Genomic DNA, 16,832 nt, shown 5'->3' on the forward strand with positions numbered 1-16,832 from the left:
GCCTATTTCTTCATCTGCTCCTTGAGGGCAGCGAGCTTTGCGAACGGAGAATCCGGATCGATCGGCTTTTCCTTGCGCGGCGGCTTGGCTTCGAAGCGCAAAGGCTGCGACGCGCCGCGGTTGTTGCGGTCGTTCCGATTGTTGCGGTCGTTCCGGTCGCCACGCTCCTGACGGTCGTTGCGCTCGCCACGGCCACCCTGCTGCTGCGGACGTCCGCCCTCGCGATTGTTGCCACGCTGGCCCTTGTCTCCGCCACGAGCTTCGCGCCCGTCGCGACGATCCCGACCTTCGCGATTGCCTTCGCCGCTTGCCTGCTCGCCGCCAGCGCGACGGTTGCCCTGCTGACCGCGGCCCTCGCCCTGCTGGCCCCGACGGTCGCCATGATGACCACGGCCGCCCTGACGCTGCTGCTGATCGCCGCGGCCGCCAAGACGCCAAAGCAGAACCGGCTTCGGCTCGACAGCCTCGGCGACAACGGCATCCGGCGCTGCTGCTTCCTCGACGGCGGCAACTTCAACGGCCACGACCTCGGCAACCGGAGCTGCCTCTTGGGCAACGGCTTCGGTTTCCTTAGCCGGTTCTTCGCCAGCCGCGTCGGCATCGTCGTGATCGGCCTTTTCGGCGGCAGCTTCAGTAGCCGGCGCCGGTGCGGCACTTGCATCCTGCTGCGCGAGAAAGGCTGCAGCTTCCTCGGGCTTCACGGCATCGGCGCGATAGCCGAGACCCTTGAGGATTTCCTCCATATCCTCCAGCGTCGCGCCGAGGATGGAGAGCATCGCCGTCGTCGTCGTGAAGCGGCGGCCGTCATAGGCGCCTTCGGGGCGCGATGCCTGGCCGGGCTTCCATTGCAGCAGCGGACGGATCAGATCCGCCAGACGCTCGAGGATGTCGATGCGCACTGCACGCTTGCCGAGGAACCGGAAGCCGGCGAGCTTGTAGAACATGCGCTCATAGCTCGGATCGGTGACGACCGAGGTGCGGCCAGCAGCCAGTACGGGAATCAGATCACCATAGCCCGGCTTATCAAGGCCATCATTCTTCAATGCCCAGAGCAAAGTAATGAGTTCGGCCGGAGCCGGCTTCAGCAGTGCGGGCACAAAAATATGATAGGCGCCGAAGCGAACGCCGTAACGGCGCATGGAGGCGCGTCCATCCTGATCCAGCGACTTCACTTCTTCCGTGACGTCGCGGCGGAACAGAACGCCCAGATTTTCCACCAGCTGGAAGGCCAGGCCCTTGGCCAGACCCTGCAGATCCTCGGCGCGCTGAAGATCGTCGAGCGGCTTCAGGATCGTGCTGATGTGATGATTTACGAAACGCTCGACGCGAGCAGCCACATGATCGCGCGCATTGCCCGTCAGCTGCTCGTCAGCAAGCAGGATGACGCGCGGCCGCATGATATGATCGCTACCCGACAGGCGCGCTACGGGATCGCCGAGCCAGCGCACCAGACCATCGGCACTGATTGCAAGATCGCCGTTGCCGGCGGCATGCATGCGCGCGGCACGCGCCTCGAATTCCAGCGCGAGCGCCTTCAGCGAGGCAGCCTGGACAGCCTTGGCGTCCGGCCCCTCGGTTCCCGAGATAGGCGTGAACCGGAATCCGGTCAACTGTCCCACATGATGTCCCTCGACGAAGACATCCCCATTCACACTGATTTCAGCTTCCAGCATCGCATTCTCTCTCAGGCGCTTCATGAGCACAGATGTCCTGCGATCAACAAAGCGTTTCGTCAACCTCTCATGTAACGCGTCGGACAATCGATCTTCGATTTCCCGCGTCTTTTCTTGCCAGTGTGTCGGATCGGCAAGCCAGCCGGGCCGATTCGACACATAGGTCCAAGTCCTTATCTGCGCGATTCGCGCCGAAAGCGTGTCAATCTCACCATCCGTCCGATCGGCGCGATGCACCTGCTCGGCAAGGAAATCCTCTTTCACCGTGCCATAGCGCACAAGATCGGAAAAGAGGGTAGCGATGAGATCGGCGTGCTGCGCGGGCGTGATGCGCCGGTAGTCCGGAAGCGCACAGGCTTCCCATAATTTCTCAACCCGGGCCGGGTTGCTGGCAAGATCGACAATCTCCAGATCGCGTGACAAATATTCCAACGCCTGCTGGTCTACCGCAGGCAGCGCCCGCGTCAAGCCCTGCACGCGTGGCGCGTCTTCTAAACTTGCACGCAGCGCGGCGATGGATGAAAAATCGAAATCCTTGCTGCGCCATTGCAGCACCTTCACCGTGTCGAATTCATGGCCCTCAATCCGCCGCACCAGTTCGTCGTCGAAGGGATCGACCTGGCCCGTCACACCGAAAGTGCCGTCCTTGAGATGGCGACCGGCGCGGCCGGCGATCTGGCCGAGTTCGGCCGGATTGAGATTGCGGAACTGATAGCCGTCGAACTTGCGGTCCTGGGCGAAGGCGACGTGATCGACATCGAGATTGAGACCCATGCCGATCGCATCGGTCGCGACCAGGTACTCGACATCGCCGGCCTGATAGAGCGCGACCTGCGCATTGCGGGTCCGCGGGCTGAGCGCCCCAAGCACGACGGCGGCGCCGCCACGCTGGCGACGGATGAGCTCGGCGACGGCATAGACCTCGTCGGCGGAGAAGGCGACGATCGCGGTACGCTGCGGCAGACGCGTGATCTTCTTCTGGCCGGCATAGAAGAGATGTGAAAGCCTCGGCCGCTCGATAACGGTAATCCCGGGCAGAAGCTGCTCGAGGATGGGTCGCATCGTGCCGGCACCAAGCAGCAGCGTCTCATCGCGGCCGCGCAGATGCAGGATACGGTCCGTGAAGATATGACCGCGTTCGAGGTCGCCGGCCAGCTGCACTTCGTCGATGGCGACGAAGGAGGCGCGCGTCTCGCGCGGCATGGCCTCGACCGTGCAGACCGAATAGCGCGCATTGGGCGGCGATATCTTTTCCTCGCCGGTAACAAGCGCGACATGCTGCGCCCCGACCTTCTCGACCACACGCGTATAGACCTCGCGCGCCAGCAGCCGCAGCGGCAGGCCGATCACGCCGCTGCCGTGCGCCACCATACGCTCGATGGCATAATGGGTCTTGCCGGTATTGGTTGGTCCGAGCACCGCGGTTACGCCGCGTCCGCTCAGGATCATAGGCTGCGAATTTCTAATCATTGGTCCGTGCATGGGCGAGAAACTACCGTCTTCCGATCAGCAAGCTCCTCTTGGAAGAAAGGAAGAGATGACGACCATATGCGACAAAGGCAAGACCCGAATGAAAAAAGAACAGCCGCAGCAATCGATATCACAATGAGCAGGCTCAACCAGGAGATACATTGGCCATACATCCAATGCGAGTCCCGCGGATTCCGGAACAGCCTAAGAACGAATCGGCGACGAATCGCTGACTCGACAAGATTCCCTATATGTTCCCTACTATATATGGAGTTCAATTCATAGATTCACACCAGATACTGAATCGCGATTTCACCACCCTTTCCATGGGAAAACGAGTCAAGAAACGAATCCGAACGAAAGCCGTTTTCGCAAGAAAACGTGATTAATTATTTGTAAATGATAGCTATTCTCCCGAATCCGACCGCCTCGTTAAGATTCGGGTCAAAGCCGGAACGAATCGGCGACGAATCGCTGATTTCCGCCGATTCCGCCTTTGTTCTCCACAATATATAGTATGTTCTCCCACGACTCATACCGGACTCCGAATGATTGAAGCCGCGATTCGAGCCGAATCGTGGATTGCAATTAATCTTTCGGCGAGCGCAAATATAGAAGTCGGCAGATACACCCATAGGATGCATGCATGTGTTTCATATATTCACGGCTATATATGGTAGCGCGGATGGACGGCATCGCGACATAAGGAACGAGCATGTTCGCGAATTGCACCGCAAACACCCCGGCGTTAACCGATGGAGATCCCCGAACGCTACTTTTCGGCGACTATCGGCGGTATCCGGCAAATGGTCGCTTCCCCTGTTCCGCTCGTCTGGAAGGATCGACACCTCGTTCCAGCGGCCTCCATATTAACCAAGGCTCAAATGCAGAACGAATCACCGACGAATCGCAGACATCACCTCTTTCTCGTTTCGTTCACCGCAACCTATTGTATTTTAATCATATTTTAACCATAAGATTACGTCTCATCTTACCTGCATTCCCGCTCGCTCATGCCGCCGCATTAAGAATTTTCAGATCATGATGCCTCTCGGCACCGCGATTTTTATTTCTTAGCCGGAACAATTTTCCGTCACGCAAGTTTCTAAGGCAGAAATGTCGGGAACGCCGTCTTCGCGCATCGCGAGCGGTCACGGCAGAAGTTCCGAAGCGCGTCGCTGGATGGCTCAAGGCGCTGGGAATATTCTGCGACGGACATGGAGGAGACATATCATGCTTGGTACAGTATTGCTTGTGATACTGATTCTGCTGCTGATAGGCGCACTTCCGAGTTGGGGCTACAGTCGCGCTTGGGGATACGGCCCGTCAGGCGGTCTCGGGCTTGTTCTCGTCATTGTTCTTATTCTGCTATTGATGGGGCGGATCTGATCCGCAGATCATTGTTGAAAACTTCGAAGCACCAGGGAGCTAACATCATGAAGAAGATCATCGTCGCGATCGCCATCGTCGGGGCACTGGCGTCGTGCACCGCAACAGAAAAAGGCACAGCCATCGGCGCCGGTACGGGTGCTTTGATCGGCGGCGTTGCCACGCATAGCTGGGGTGGCGCAGCCGTCGGCGCAGTCGCCGGTGGTCTCGTAGGCAACCTCATCGGCCAGTCGCACGATCGTCGCGGCTACTGCATCTATCGCGACCGCTATGGCAACCGTTATGAGGCTCGTTGCCGCTAACACCAAGTGTCATGACCGGCCGACCTGTCGGCCGGTCATGACATTCAAGCTCCGCGCGCCGGACGCTTGAGGCGGCAATTTGCGAAAGACGATCCCTTTCCCGCACCAGCCTGTTTGCGGGGATGAAGCAGTGTTTTGAGAAAGGAACGGCGTCATGGCCGCAATTGTCGCAAGCATTGCAGCATTCGCACTCGTCGGCACGACCTTTTACGCCCTCGGCTGCGCGGTCAGGGCCCGCAGCAAGGAAAAACGGCGCATGGCGCTGGAAGCCGTCATCCTGGAATTCAAGCCGCGACAGCGGCAATCGGCCAACTCGGGCCGAGGATGATTGCCGGGCTAACCCGGCAATCTTTGGGAGCATTTTCAGGAAAACCGCACGGCGGTTTTCCATCTAGAAAGCGCGAAGAAACGAGAAGATATGGCGCTTCCGCTTTCCTTCGAATCGCGGAAACGCCATGCACATAAAAATCCGTTCAGACGAAGAACTGTCCGCCGTTGGCTGATATCGTCGACCCCGTGATGAAACCGGCATCGTCGCTGGCAAGGAAGACCACCACGCGGGCGATTTCTTCCGGCTCGCCGAGACGTCCCACGGGAATCTGCGGGATAATACGCTCGTTCAGCACCTTTTCCGGCACGGCAAGCACCATTTCCGTACCGATATAGCCTGGGCAAATGGCGTTGACGGTGATGTTCTTGTTGGCCCCTTCCTGGGCAAGCGCCTTGGTGAAGCCGAGATCGCCAGCCTTGGCGGCAGAGTAGTTCGCCTGCCCCATCTGCCCCTTCTGACCGTTGATCGAAGAGATGTTGATGATTCGGCCAAAGCTGCGCTCGCGCATCCCCTGCCAGACATGATGCGTCATGTTGAACAGGCCGGTGAGGTTGGTATTGATGACCTCGTGCCACTGCTGCGGCGTCATCTTGTGGAACATGGCATCGCGGGTAATGCCGGCATTGTTGACCAGGACTTCGACATGGCCGAGATCGTGCTCGATCTTGGCGATGCCCTTGCCGCAGTCCTCATAGTCGGTCACATCCCACTTGTGGACGGAGATGCCGGTCACATCGTGGAAAGCCCGGGCTTTTTCGTCGTTGCCGGCATAGGTTGCCGCCACCTTATAGCCCGCATTGTGCAGCGCCATCGAAATGGCCGCTCCAATACCACGCGTCCCTCCGGTTACCAATGCCACTCTGCTCATGTGCCACTCCCCTTTTGTTGCTGCGGAGACGGGACGCTCGTACATCGAGCGCCCTCTCCACTTTCACCACGTCTTCCGGAAATTCTCGCTTGAAGCGCTCAGAGCGCCTCGAAGCACATTGCGACACCCATGCCGCCGCCGATGCAGAGCGTAGCAAGCCCCTTGCGGGCGCCACGGCGCTTCATTTCGAACAGCAGCGTGTTGAGAATACGGGCACCGGAGGCGCCGATGGGGTGGCCGATGGCGATCGCGCCGCCATTGACGTTGACGATCGACGTATCCCAGCCGAGATCCTTGTTGACGGCGCAAGCCTGGGCGGCGAAGGCTTCGTTGGCCTCGACGAGATCGAGATCGCCGACGGACCAGCCGGCCTTTTCCAGTGCCCTGCGGGAGGCCGGAATGGGGCCTGTGCCCATGATCTGCGGGTCGACGCCGGCAGTCGCCCAGGAGACGATGCGGGCAAGCGGCTGGATGCCGCGGCGCGAGGCTTCAGCCTCGGTCATCAGAACGGCGGCGGCAGCGCCGTCATTGAGGCCGGAGGCGTTACCGGCGGTCACAGTACCTTCCTTGTCGAAGGCCGGGCGCAGTTTCACCATGCCGTCCAGCGTCGCGCCGTGGCGGATATATTCGTCGGCATCGACGGTGACGTCGCCCTTGCGCGTCTGGATCGTGAAGGGAACGATCTCGTCCTTGAACCGGCCGACCTTCTGCGCAGCTTCCGCCTTGTTCTGGGAGGAAACGGCAAACTGGTCCTGATCGTCGCGCGAAAGCTGCCACTGCCGCGCGACATTTTCCGCCGTGATGCCCATGTGATAGCCATAGAAGGCATCCATCAGGCCGTCCTTGATCATGGTGTCGATCATCTTCATGTCGCCCATCTTGGTGCCGCCACGAAGATGGGCGGCGTGCGGGGCCATCGACATGGATTCCTGGCCGCCGGCGACGATGATCTTCGCATCGCCGGTCACGATCTGCTGCATGCCGAGTGCGACGGCGCGCAGGCCGGAGCCGCAGAGCTGATTGACGCCCCATGCGGTCGCTTCCTGCGGAATGCCGGCCTTCATCGCAGCCTGGCGAGCCGGGTTCTGCCCTTCGCCGGCCTGCAGCACCTGACCGAGGATCACTTCGTCGACCTCCTTGGCATCGACGCCCGCACGCTCGAGCGCGCCCTTGATGGCGGCGGCGCCAAGCTCATGAGCCGGGACGGTCGCAAACGCGCCGTTGAAGGAGCCGACGGCGGTGCGAGCCGCGCTGGCGACGACGATGGATGAACTGCTCATGAAAGCCTCCTCACAGAAAGAACGTGTATATAAGTCGAAACTGTCAAAGCTTTGCGCCGGAGTCAAACTGCAAGAATTTCCGACGCGCAGATTTCATGAAGCCGTCATCGCTCACAAAAACCCAATCAAAGGAAAGGGCTTGCCGCATCGCACAAACCGATTGTCACCAAGCTTCTTTTGCGTCTACACTCAGCGGTGGAGGAGTATTCCATACAATCAGACGGGGCCAGGAGACTGATAATGGCGAAGAATGACGGCCAGATCGTAATCAAGAAATATGCCAATCGCCGCCTATACAATACCGGCACCAGCACTTACGTGACGCTGGACGACCTGGCGGAGATGGTGAAGAAGGGTGAAGAATTTGTCGTCCAGGACGCCAAAAGCGGCGAGGATATTACGCATTCGGTCCTGACGCAGATCATTTTCGAGCAGGAATCGAAGACCGGCAACACGCTGCTGCCGATTTCGTTCCTCAGGCAGCTGATCGGCTATTACGGCGATCAGATGCAGATGGTGGTGCCGAGCTTCCTGGAACATTCCATGCGCGCTTTCACCGAGCAGCAGACCCAGATGCGCGAACAGATGAACCGCGCCTTCGGCGAAACGCCGCTCGGCAAGAACCTGCAATTGCCGATGCAGATGGTCGAGGAACAGGTTCGCCGCAACACCGAGATGTTTCAGCAGGCCATGCAGATGTTCTCGCCCTTCATGAAGCCGCCGGCCAAGGAAAGCCGCAAGGCCGAAGCCAAGGACATCGACGAGCTGAAGGAACAGCTCCGCGCCATGCAGAACAAGCTGGATAGTCTTTGAGATAAGGCAGCGGAGGAAAGCAGCCATGAGTTTGCCGGGCCTCTGATACCCCCCTCTGTCCCTTCGGGACATCTCCCCCACAGGGGGGAGATCGGTAATTCGCAGCGCCTTCTTGCCTCAAGTCATTATTGCATCTGTTGAAACTATATGTGTTTTCTTGCCAGAGCAGGCACAGCATACTCCCAACAATCTCCCCCCTTGTGGGGGAGATGTCCCGAAGGGACAGAGGGGGGTATCAGAGGCCCGGCACACAAACAGGCAACTTTCACGCATCCCAGCACAACCTCGATCAAAACAGAAAAAGGCCGGCGAAACGCCAGCCTTTTTTTATTCACGCCATCGAGGCAGCGCTAAATTATGCGCTTTCCTTCGGCGTCAGAACCTGGCGGCCGCGATACATGCCGGTCTTCAGGTCGATGTGGTGCGGACGACGCAGTTCGCCGGAGTTCTTGTCTTCGACGTAGGTCGGAGCCTTCAGGGCGTCAGCAGAGCGGCGCATACCGCGCTTGGACGGGCTCGTTTTTCTCTTCGGTACAGCCATTCTCGTTACTCCATGTACGGACGAAACATATCCACGGCCAGCGAGGCGGCCGAAACAGACATGCATCAATTTCGGAAATTGGGCGGGCTTATACATGGCTTGCAGGGCTTTGACCAGTCCCTTCTAGCATTTTTTGCCCGCCGCGCCTGAATCGAGCCGAATCAGCGGCTCACGCATCGTCCTCCGGGACGATCCATGTTTCCTTCAGTGCCGCCTCCTCCCATTTCCTCCAGGCAGGCAGCGCCTTCATAGCAGCCATGTAAGCCTTTGTCTCGTCGGAGACGGCGATATCATAGCGCTCGAAGCGGCTGACAACAGGCGCAAACATCGCATCGGCGCCAGAAAACGCCCCGAACAGGAAGGGGCCGCCGGAGCGGGAGCGCGCCTCGTGCCATATGGTTTCGATGCGCGCGACATCCGTCATGACCTCTTCTGGCAGCTCGGGACGGCTCACCGGACGGCGCATATTCATCGGGCAGTTGCTGCGCAGGGCGCTAAAGCCCGAAAGCATCTCCATGCTGTAGGACCGCGCCAAGGCTCGCGCCTGCCGATCCGCCGGCAGAAGACCGGCATCCGGGAAGAGCTCGGCCACATATTCGATGATGGCGAGCGATTCCCAGATCTTGAAACCGCGATGGTCCAGCATCGGCACTTTTCCGGTCGGCGAAACCTCGCGAATTTGCGGATTGCCGGCCGGAAAGTCGAAGGGAATTAATACCTCCTCGAAGGCGACGCCGCAGCCCTGCAGCGCGATCCATGGCCGAAACGACCAGGAAGAATAGTTCTTGTTGCCGATATAGAGGGTCAGCTTTTCCATAATTCCCTTTTTCCTTGTTAGCTCCGGAATTCAAAGACGAGGAGTTCCTCGAAATGGTTCATATCGCCGAACGCGCAGAAGGCAGGCGGCCGCAGCTCCAGAACGGGCACCTCGGCGCGAAGCTCCGCCGCCACCGCGTCCAGCATCGCCTGCCAGCGCGGCAGCGCCTCGTCGGCCAGCCGCTCGATGGCATAGGCAAACGTGATATGGAAAGGATAGGTTTCGTGATCGGGATGGCGATAGCCGAGAAGATCCGCCAGCGCATTTCGCCAGGCGCGCATTGTCTTGCGATCCGCTTCGGTTGCCCCGTCGACCAGAAGGCCGCTCGACCGCGCCTTCGTCACCGCAACCTTGAACGGATCGCGCATGGCAAGGGCCTTCAGCCGCTCGCCCATGATCTCGGTCATTTCATCGATCGGCGTGTCGAGCGCGATGTCATCAGGCCAAAAGGACCGGCTGCGGCGATATTCGATGATGCCCTGGAACAGGGTCATATGCAGGCTGGAGATCGGTGTGAAGGCGAATTGCTTAGCCTCCGGCATGTCGAGATATTTCTGTCGCGCCGCAGCGATCGCATGCTGTGTCTGCGAGGCTTTGGCTACGTGGCAGATGATCGTATTGCCGGGCTCAGGCTGGAAGACGCTGGATCGATCGTAGCGCCTGCCGAAATGGGGCGGCGGCTCCGGATGCAGGCTCTTGGAATATTTGAGCAGCTCGGGAGAGAAAACGTCGAAATCCATGGGTGCGTCCGATCATCGTTGGCAGATCATCCGCCTTACGTCACGGCCAAGAATGCCAGATGACGATGAGCCGATCGAACGACAAGTTCTGATCTCAGTCATAAAGACATTTGATGTATGCGTCGGCGTTGCGCGCGCGGCGCTGGATCAGCGAGGCGAGCTGGCTGAGCCCGCGCCCCGGCTTGCTTGCTACCCGATCGATCGGGTTCGGAAGCGAAACGGCAAGAAGAGCCGCCTGACGCGCCGTCAGCCTGGAGGCCGGCACCTTGAAATGGTAGCGCGCCGCCGCCTCGATGCCATAGATGCCCGGCCCCCATTCGGCGACATTGAGGTATATCTCCATCATTCGGCGCTTGGGCCAGACGAAAGAGGCGGAAACCGCAAGCGGCAGCTCCAGCGTCTTGCGCACGAAGGAGCGGCCGTTCCAAAGGAACAGGTTCTTCACCGTCTGCATCGGGATGGTGCTGCCGCCGCGCGTGGATTTGCCGCGCAGCGTCTCCTGGACAAGCGTCCGCATCTCGCCCCAATCGACACCGCCATGAAAGCAGAACTGCCCGTCCTCGGACACCATCACAGATTTCACCAGCACCGGCGCAATATTCTCGAGCGGAACCCAGCGGCGATCATAGCCATGAAAGGTGGCCGCATCTCCCACCATCAAGGTAGAGACCGGATGAACGAATGGCAGCAGGTAGAGGATGATGAGGAGATAGGGCAGCAGGAAAAAGCCGATCAGCACGAGGACGATGCGTTGCCAAAGCGGCCTTGCCTTGAAGCGCGCAAACAGGGAGGACCGTTGCGGCACCTCGGCCTCCTCTTCGTTGTCGGTCGATATGTCCAATTGCCTGAGGTCCACGATCGCTCCATCCCGGCGCACTCTCAATGCATCCGGGAAACGCTCTGATGCTGCACCCGTCATACCGTCTACACGGAGTGATGACCAGAGTAGGGCATGATTCCCCGCCCGGCTGTTGACAATTCTCGTTGCCAGCAACCGCCTCTCATGCCAAACAGCCGCCATGGACAGCACCTATTCCTCATTCGAGCACCGTCTCAAGGACAATGCCGGCAAGATCGAAGCCCTGCTGAACCGGCTTCTCGACGACGCCAGCCTCGACGACGAAATCGTCCGCCCCGCACGGCTGCTGAGCGCGATGCGCCATGGCGTACTGAACGGCGGCAAGCGATTGAGGCCCTTTCTCGTCCTGGAATCCGCAGCCCTTCTCGGCGGCGACGCAGATGCAGCGCTCAGGATCGGCGCCGCGCTCGAATGCGTGCATTGCTACTCTCTCGTCCATGACGACCTGCCCGCAATGGATGACGACGACCTGCGCCGCGGCCAGCCGACCGTGCATATCGCCTACGACTATGCGACGGCGATCCTGGCGGGCGACAGCCTGTTGACCTACGCCTTCGACATCATCGCGGCGCCCGAAACGCAGCTGCCCGCCGACCGGAAAATGGCGCTCGTCCTGGCGCTGTCGCGGGCGGGCGGCATCGGCGGCATGGCTGGCGGCCAGGCGCTTGATCTCGCCGCGGAAAAGGAAACGCCCGACGAAAGCGGCATCACGACGCTGCAGGCGATGAAGACGGGCGCGCTGATCCGCTTTGCCTGCGAGGCCGGCGCCATCGCCGCCGGTGCCTCAGACGAGGACCGCAAGCGCCTGCGGCTCTTCGGCGAAAAGATCGGCCTTGCCTTCCAGCTTGCCGACGACCTGCTCGACCTCACCGCCGACGCCGTCACCATGGGCAAGGCAACGGGTAAGGATGCCGCCCGCGGCAAGGGTACGCTCGTCGGCCTGCACGGCCAGGAATGGGCGGAAGCGACGGTTTCAAGGCTGGTGACCGAAGCGGGCGACCTGTTGTCCGCCTATGGCGACAAAGCGAACATCTTGATCGAGACGGCCCGGTTCGTGGCAAACCGCAGAAACTGAGCGCGCGCGGCGTCTTGCCGCGCCCCTTCACCCGGACCTCGCTCGACGCCAGCGAATGTCACCATGACAAGAATCTGCGTTCCGAAGGGTGATTTCCGTTTCGCGTTGTGAGAAGTTCCTGCGCTGAATTGGCCCGTAGACGCGGAATCCTTCGCGCCAGCCAACGCCCCAGGAATATTCTCCATGCGCGAAGCGCTTACCTACCTGCCGCAGATCCTGCCGGCCTATATTGCCTATATTGTTGCCGTGGTCAGTCCCGGCCCGGCCATCATGGCCATTATCGGCACGTCGATGACCCATGGCCGCAAGGCCGGCATGACCATCTCGCTCGGCATCTTCGGCGGCTCGCTGACATGGGCGATTGCCGCTGCCGCCGGCCTCGCCACTCTGCTGCAGACCTACGCGATGGCGCTGGAACTCCTGAAGATCTTCGGCGGTCTCTATCTGCTCTATCTCGCCTACAAGGCGTTTCGCGCCGTCCGCTCAAACGGAGAACTGACGACTGCCGCAGAGGGGCCGAAGACGCCCAGCTTCAAATCGCTGATCTTGCGCGGCTACGGTATCCACGTCACCAACCCGAAGGCGATCTTCGCCTGGCTCGCCATCATCGCGCTCGGCATGCCGCAGGGCGCGCCCGCCTCGGTCGCGATGCTGATCATCGCCGTCTGCTGCAGTACCGGCTTCGTGGTATTCATGGGCTATGCGGTCCTATTCTCCACGCCGCATGCGCTGAAGATCTACCGCGGTGCGCGTCGCTGGATCGAAGGCGCGATGGCTGGCTTCTATTGCTTCGCCGGCATCAAGTTGCTGACGAGCAATATCTAGGGCAATTCGAGGAAAGATGGGCAGCAGTTTTCCGGCCGGAATTGCGTAAGAACGGCAATCCGGCAAGCGGCGGATCACTCCGCCGCGGCGTTCTTCTGGCCAAACCGCTTTTCGATATAGTCGGTCACCAGCGCCTCGAAGTCAGAGGCGATGTTCGGGCCGCGCAGCGTCATGGCCTTCTGGCCATCGATGAAGACGGGGGCTGCCGGCGTCTCGCCCGTACCGGGCAGGGAAATGCCGATATCGGCATGCTTGCTTTCGCCGGGTCCGTTGACGATGCAGCCCATGACGGCGACGTTCAGCGCCTCGACACCCGGATATTTCTCGCGCCAGACCGGCATGTTCTTGCGGATATCGTTCTGGATGTTCTGCGCCAGTTCCTGGAACACGGTCGATGTCGTGCGGCCGCAGCCGGGACACGCCGCGACGACGGGCACGAACTGACGGAAGCCCATCACCTGCAGCAGCTCCTGCGCCACCTGCACTTCGCGGGTGCGGTCACCATTCGGCTCAGGCGTCAGCGAAACGCGGATCGTATCGCCGATGCCGTGCTGCAGCACATAGCCCATGGCTGCCGACGAAGCGACAATGCCCTTGGAACCCATACCGGCCTCGGTCAAGCCCAAATGCAGCGCATGGTCGGAGCGCTCGGACAGCATGGAATAGACGGCGATCAAATCCTGCACCTGGCTGACCTTGGCCGACAGGATGATACGGTTGCGCGGCAGGCCGATTTCCTCGGCAAGATCGGCCGAGATCAGCGCCGACTGCACGATCGTCTCGCGCGTCACCTGCCGGGCCGACAGCGGCGAGCCTTCGGCGGCGTTCTTGTCCATCAGCGCGGTCAGGAGATCCTGATCGAGCGAACCCCAGTTGACGCCGATGCGCACCGGCTTGTCGTAGCGGATCGCCATCTCGATAATTTCGGCGAACTGCTTGTCCTTCTTGTCCTTGAAGCCGACATTGCCGGGATTGATGCGGTATTTCGCCAGCGCTTCGGCGCAGGCCGGATGATCGGCCAGCAGCTTGTGGCCGATATAGTGGAAGTCGCCGATCAGCGGCACGTCCATGCCGAGACGGAGCAGCCTCTCGCGAATCTTCGGCACGGCGGCGGCGCTTTCATCGCGATCGACGGTGATGCGCACGAGTTCCGAACCGGCTTTGTAAAGGGCCGCCACCTGCGCCACGGTCGAATCGATATCGGCCGTATCGGTATTGGTCATGGACTGCACGACCACGGGGGCACCGCCGCCGACGATCACGCCGCCGACATCGACGGCTACGGAGGAACGGCGCGGTTTCGGATCGAAATCGGTGGCGGACGACATGGAAAGCTCTCGCAGGCCTCGGAAATGGGTGCCTTTCAGGTGGATCACGAAACGGTCGTTGTCAACCGCTGCGACAATCTCTTTTGATCGGACGGGTCCAACCCGTTACCGGGCAAAAGCGACGAAATTAATGCTCGCTCTCGCCAATGCCGTCTGCGTAGCGCGCAAGCGACGACAAGGCGAGCACGACGAGCAGCAGCGCCGGCAGCGCCATCAGCACCGGCGAGAAGCCGACATGCTCGGCGGCAAAGCCGATAGCCGATGGCGCGACCAGCATGCCGGAATAGCCGAGCGTGGTGACGACCGAAATGCCGATGCCGGGCTGCAGCCCCGGAATGTTGCCGGCGGCGGAGAAGGCAATCGGCACCATGTTGGAAATGCCGATGCCGCACAGCGCAAAGCCGAGGATAGCGATCTCCGCATTCGGCGCCAGCGCCGCCATCATCATGCCGACGATGGCAAAGACCGTGCAGACGCGCAGCGTCCGGACTGCGCCGAGCCAATCGCGGACGAAATCGCCGGCAAAGCGCATGGTCGCCATGGTGGCCGAGAAGGCGGCGAAGCCGAAGCCGGAGAGCGCCACCGACGCGCCTTTTTCCTGACCGAGATAGAGCGCGCTCCAGTCGAGCACCGCGCCTTCCGGCACCATGCAGAACAGCGCGACAATGCCGAGCAGCCATGGCAGCGGGATCATTGGCAGGCGCGCCTTCGGCTTGGCCTCATCGGGATGCGGCTGGTCGCCGAGAACCATCGGCCAGGCAATGATCAGGAAGAGAACGGCAAGAACCGTCGATGCCTCGGCATGGCCGAGAACGCCCCAGCGCGATATCAGCAAACCGCCGATCGCCGAGCCGAGCAGGCCGCCGAGGCTCCAGAAGGCATGGCAGGAGGACATGATCGCCCGGCGCATGGTCTTTTCGACCGAGACGGCATTGGCGTTCATCGCCACGTCCATGGCGCCGATGAAGCCGCCGAAGAGGAAGAGTGCGACGGCCGCGGTCCATACGTTCGGCGCGAGTGTGAGAGCCAGAATCATCGGCAGCAGCAGCACCGCAAAGGCGCGCACGACGACGCGCGAGCCACGCACGGCGATCTGCGCGCCTGCAAACGGCATCATGACAAGCGAGCCGACGCCGAAGACTAGGATCATCAGGCCGAGCTCGAATTTCGTCAGCTGCAGCCGCTCGGCGAATTCCGGAATTTTCGGTGCCCAGCAGCCGACCATGAAGCCGTTCAGCAGGAACATCAACGAAACGGCTGCGCGCGGTTTTGTGAAAAATGCGCTCCGACGGGCCTCGAGTCCCTCAAATTTCGCCATTTCGTCCATGAAATTCCTCCAAATCGGCACCGCAGTCTATTTAAATCGATTGAAATCTCAACGACGGAAACAGGCAGGAACGGTCACATTTCATCTCCACCTGTTAAAGCGGAGGCAAAGGCGCCACAACCCCGAATAAATAAATCGTGACCGTACGGCATAGGCGAAAAGCCCTATTGACGATGAAAAACGAGGCTCCTATCGCTTGAAGCCTGAAAGATTCTTCGGCCCGCCCGCGTCGGGTTATCCCTTGGTGTTTCCGTGAAAAATTCCATCAGCTTTGGCATCCTACTGACGGTGTTTGCCTATATGATGTTCACTGCCCACGATTCGGCGGTGAAGCTGCTCGTCACCTCCATCCCGGTCTGGCAGGTCCTGTTCATCCGCAGCTGTACGATCCTTGCCGGCTGCTTCGTCTTCGAAGGACCGCCGCTTGCCCGTAAAGTGGCGCGCTCGCCGATCATCAAGCCGATGATCGTGCGCAGCATCATTATCCTGATCGCCTGGATCTCCTATTATACAGCGGCCTCCTATCTGCAGCTCGCCGAGGTAACGACACTTTACTACGCCGCACCGATCGTCGGCACGATCCTTGCGACCATCGTGCTGCGCGAAAAGGTCACTGTCGCGCGCTGGATGGCCGTCGGCGTCGGTTTCTGCGGCGTCGTGATCGCTTCCAATCCGGTGGGGCTGTCGATCTCCTGGCCGGTCTATCTGGCGCTGCAGGCAGCGGTCCTCTGGGCGAGCGGCATGGTGCTCCTGCGCAAGACCGCGCTGCACGAGAAGAGCCACATCCAGATGGCCGTCTCCAACATCCTGTTCATCATCCTGACCACCGGCATGGCCATCGCCTACTGGCACACGCCGACCCCATTCCAGATCGTCCTGCTTCTGCTAACCGGCGTCATTGCAGGTACTGGCCAGCTCGCCCTGTTCGAGGGCATGCGCCAGGCGCCGGTCTCGGTGCTGGCGCCGTTCGAATATACCTCGCTCGTCTGGGCCTTCCTTCTCGGCTACCTGATCTGGGGCGATATCCCCGGCATCAACACCTTCATCGGCGCCATCCTCATCCTCAGCGCCGGTTTCATCATCATCATCAGCGAACGGATGAAGCGGCGCACGGCTACGGCTTGAAGTCGGCAAGAATAAATTCTATCGCTAAAGATGTCGTCTGCCGTATCCTTCACGGCAAAGGCGTCGAAA

The 16,832-nt window shown here is 60.5% G+C and carries 16 protein-coding genes; 7 read left to right on the forward strand and 9 right to left on the reverse strand.

Annotation, left to right across the window (positions count from 1 at the left end; translation table 11 throughout):
* Positions 1-2: 2 nt before the first annotated feature.
* A complete protein-coding gene (locus RHSP_RS28335; RefSeq protein WP_037155052.1) occupies positions 3-3,143 on the reverse strand; it encodes a helicase-related protein in 3,141 nt (1,046 codons plus the stop codon).
* 1,233 nt (positions 3,144-4,376) lie between these two features.
* Here RHSP_RS28335 and RHSP_RS34115 point away from each other — a divergent pair.
* The 3 genes from RHSP_RS34115 to RHSP_RS35235 all read left to right on the forward strand — a co-directional run bounded on the left by RHSP_RS34115 (position 4,377) and on the right by RHSP_RS35235 (position 5,162).
* The gene (locus RHSP_RS34115) at positions 4,377-4,532 is read left to right on the forward strand and encodes a DUF3309 family protein (protein ID WP_075853478.1); all 156 of its coding nucleotides are present in this window, start codon (positions 4,377-4,379) and stop codon (positions 4,530-4,532) included.
* Between the two features lie 44 nt (positions 4,533-4,576).
* The gene (locus RHSP_RS28340) at positions 4,577-4,834 is read left to right on the forward strand and encodes a YMGG-like glycine zipper-containing protein (protein WP_200863308.1); all 258 of its coding nucleotides are present in this window, start codon (positions 4,577-4,579) and stop codon (positions 4,832-4,834) included.
* Positions 4,835-4,988: 154 nt separating this feature from the next.
* The gene (locus RHSP_RS35235) at positions 4,989-5,162 is read left to right on the forward strand and encodes a hypothetical protein (RefSeq protein ID WP_167332679.1); all 174 of its coding nucleotides are present in this window, start codon (positions 4,989-4,991) and stop codon (positions 5,160-5,162) included.
* Positions 5,163-5,307: 145 nt separating this feature from the next.
* On the opposite strand, the gene phbB is transcribed toward RHSP_RS35235, so the two are convergent.
* Together phbB and RHSP_RS28350 are read right to left on the reverse strand one after the other, a co-directional pair.
* The gene (phbB, locus tag RHSP_RS28345) at positions 5,308-6,033 is read right to left on the reverse strand and encodes a beta-ketoacyl-ACP reductase (RefSeq protein ID WP_004127015.1); all 726 of its coding nucleotides are present in this window, start codon (positions 6,031-6,033) and stop codon (positions 5,308-5,310) included.
* 98 nt (positions 6,034-6,131) lie between these two features.
* Positions 6,132-7,313 carry an acetyl-CoA C-acetyltransferase gene (locus RHSP_RS28350; protein WP_004127016.1) on the reverse strand — a complete coding sequence of 394 codons (1,182 nt, stop codon included), beginning with the start codon at positions 7,311-7,313 and terminating at the stop codon, positions 6,132-6,134.
* Between the two features lie 240 nt (positions 7,314-7,553).
* Between RHSP_RS28350 and phaR the strand changes: the two genes are divergently transcribed.
* Complete coding sequence (phaR, locus tag RHSP_RS28355) at positions 7,554-8,126, forward strand: polyhydroxyalkanoate synthesis repressor PhaR (protein WP_004127018.1); 573 nt, start codon at positions 7,554-7,556, stop codon at positions 8,124-8,126.
* 355 nt (positions 8,127-8,481) lie between these two features.
* Here the strand turns inward: phaR and rpmF are convergent, their stop codons facing one another.
* From rpmF to mtgA, 4 genes are all read right to left on the reverse strand, one after another.
* Positions 8,482-8,667: a 50S ribosomal protein L32 gene (gene rpmF / locus RHSP_RS28360; RefSeq protein ID WP_003543812.1), complete on the reverse strand. Its 186-nt coding sequence runs from the start codon at positions 8,665-8,667 to the stop codon at positions 8,482-8,484.
* A gap of 169 nt (positions 8,668-8,836) precedes the next feature.
* A complete protein-coding gene (locus RHSP_RS28365) occupies positions 8,837-9,484 on the reverse strand; it encodes a glutathione S-transferase family protein (protein WP_004127020.1) in 648 nt (215 codons plus the stop codon).
* A 17-nt stretch (positions 9,485-9,501) separates the two neighbouring features.
* The gene (locus RHSP_RS28370; protein WP_004127022.1) at positions 9,502-10,224 is read right to left on the reverse strand and encodes a DUF1868 domain-containing protein; all 723 of its coding nucleotides are present in this window, start codon (positions 10,222-10,224) and stop codon (positions 9,502-9,504) included.
* A 94-nt stretch (positions 10,225-10,318) separates the two neighbouring features.
* Positions 10,319-11,080 carry a monofunctional biosynthetic peptidoglycan transglycosylase gene (mtgA, locus tag RHSP_RS28375; RefSeq protein ID WP_004127024.1) on the reverse strand — a complete coding sequence of 254 codons (762 nt, stop codon included), beginning with the start codon at positions 11,078-11,080 and terminating at the stop codon, positions 10,319-10,321.
* A 163-nt stretch (positions 11,081-11,243) separates the two neighbouring features.
* Between mtgA and RHSP_RS28380 the strand changes: the two genes are divergently transcribed.
* Positions 11,244-12,158: a polyprenyl synthetase family protein gene (locus RHSP_RS28380; protein ID WP_004127026.1), complete on the forward strand. Its 915-nt coding sequence runs from the start codon at positions 11,244-11,246 to the stop codon at positions 12,156-12,158.
* A 183-nt stretch (positions 12,159-12,341) separates the two neighbouring features.
* Positions 12,342-12,983 carry a LysE family translocator gene (locus RHSP_RS28385; RefSeq protein WP_037155057.1) on the forward strand — a complete coding sequence of 214 codons (642 nt, stop codon included), beginning with the start codon at positions 12,342-12,344 and terminating at the stop codon, positions 12,981-12,983.
* Positions 12,984-13,057: 74 nt separating this feature from the next.
* Here RHSP_RS28385 and ispG read toward each other — a convergent pair whose 3' ends face one another.
* Both ispG and RHSP_RS28395 read right to left on the reverse strand, forming a co-directional pair.
* Positions 13,058-14,311, reverse strand: a complete 1,254-nt coding sequence (ispG, locus tag RHSP_RS28390; protein ID WP_037155060.1) for a flavodoxin-dependent (E)-4-hydroxy-3-methylbut-2-enyl-diphosphate synthase — start codon at positions 14,309-14,311, stop codon at positions 13,058-13,060.
* A gap of 127 nt (positions 14,312-14,438) precedes the next feature.
* Positions 14,439-15,638 carry an MFS transporter gene (locus RHSP_RS28395; protein ID WP_004127030.1) on the reverse strand — a complete coding sequence of 400 codons (1,200 nt, stop codon included), beginning with the start codon at positions 15,636-15,638 and terminating at the stop codon, positions 14,439-14,441.
* A gap of 252 nt (positions 15,639-15,890) precedes the next feature.
* Between RHSP_RS28395 and RHSP_RS28400 the strand changes: the two genes are divergently transcribed.
* Complete coding sequence (locus tag RHSP_RS28400; RefSeq protein WP_037155062.1) at positions 15,891-16,763, forward strand: DMT family transporter; 873 nt, start codon at positions 15,891-15,893, stop codon at positions 16,761-16,763.
* Positions 16,764-16,832: the final 69 nt, after the last annotated feature.

The organism is Rhizobium freirei PRF 81 (assembly GCF_000359745.1).
In the GTDB taxonomy this organism is placed as follows: Bacteria; Pseudomonadota; Alphaproteobacteria; order Rhizobiales; family Rhizobiaceae; genus Rhizobium; species Rhizobium freirei.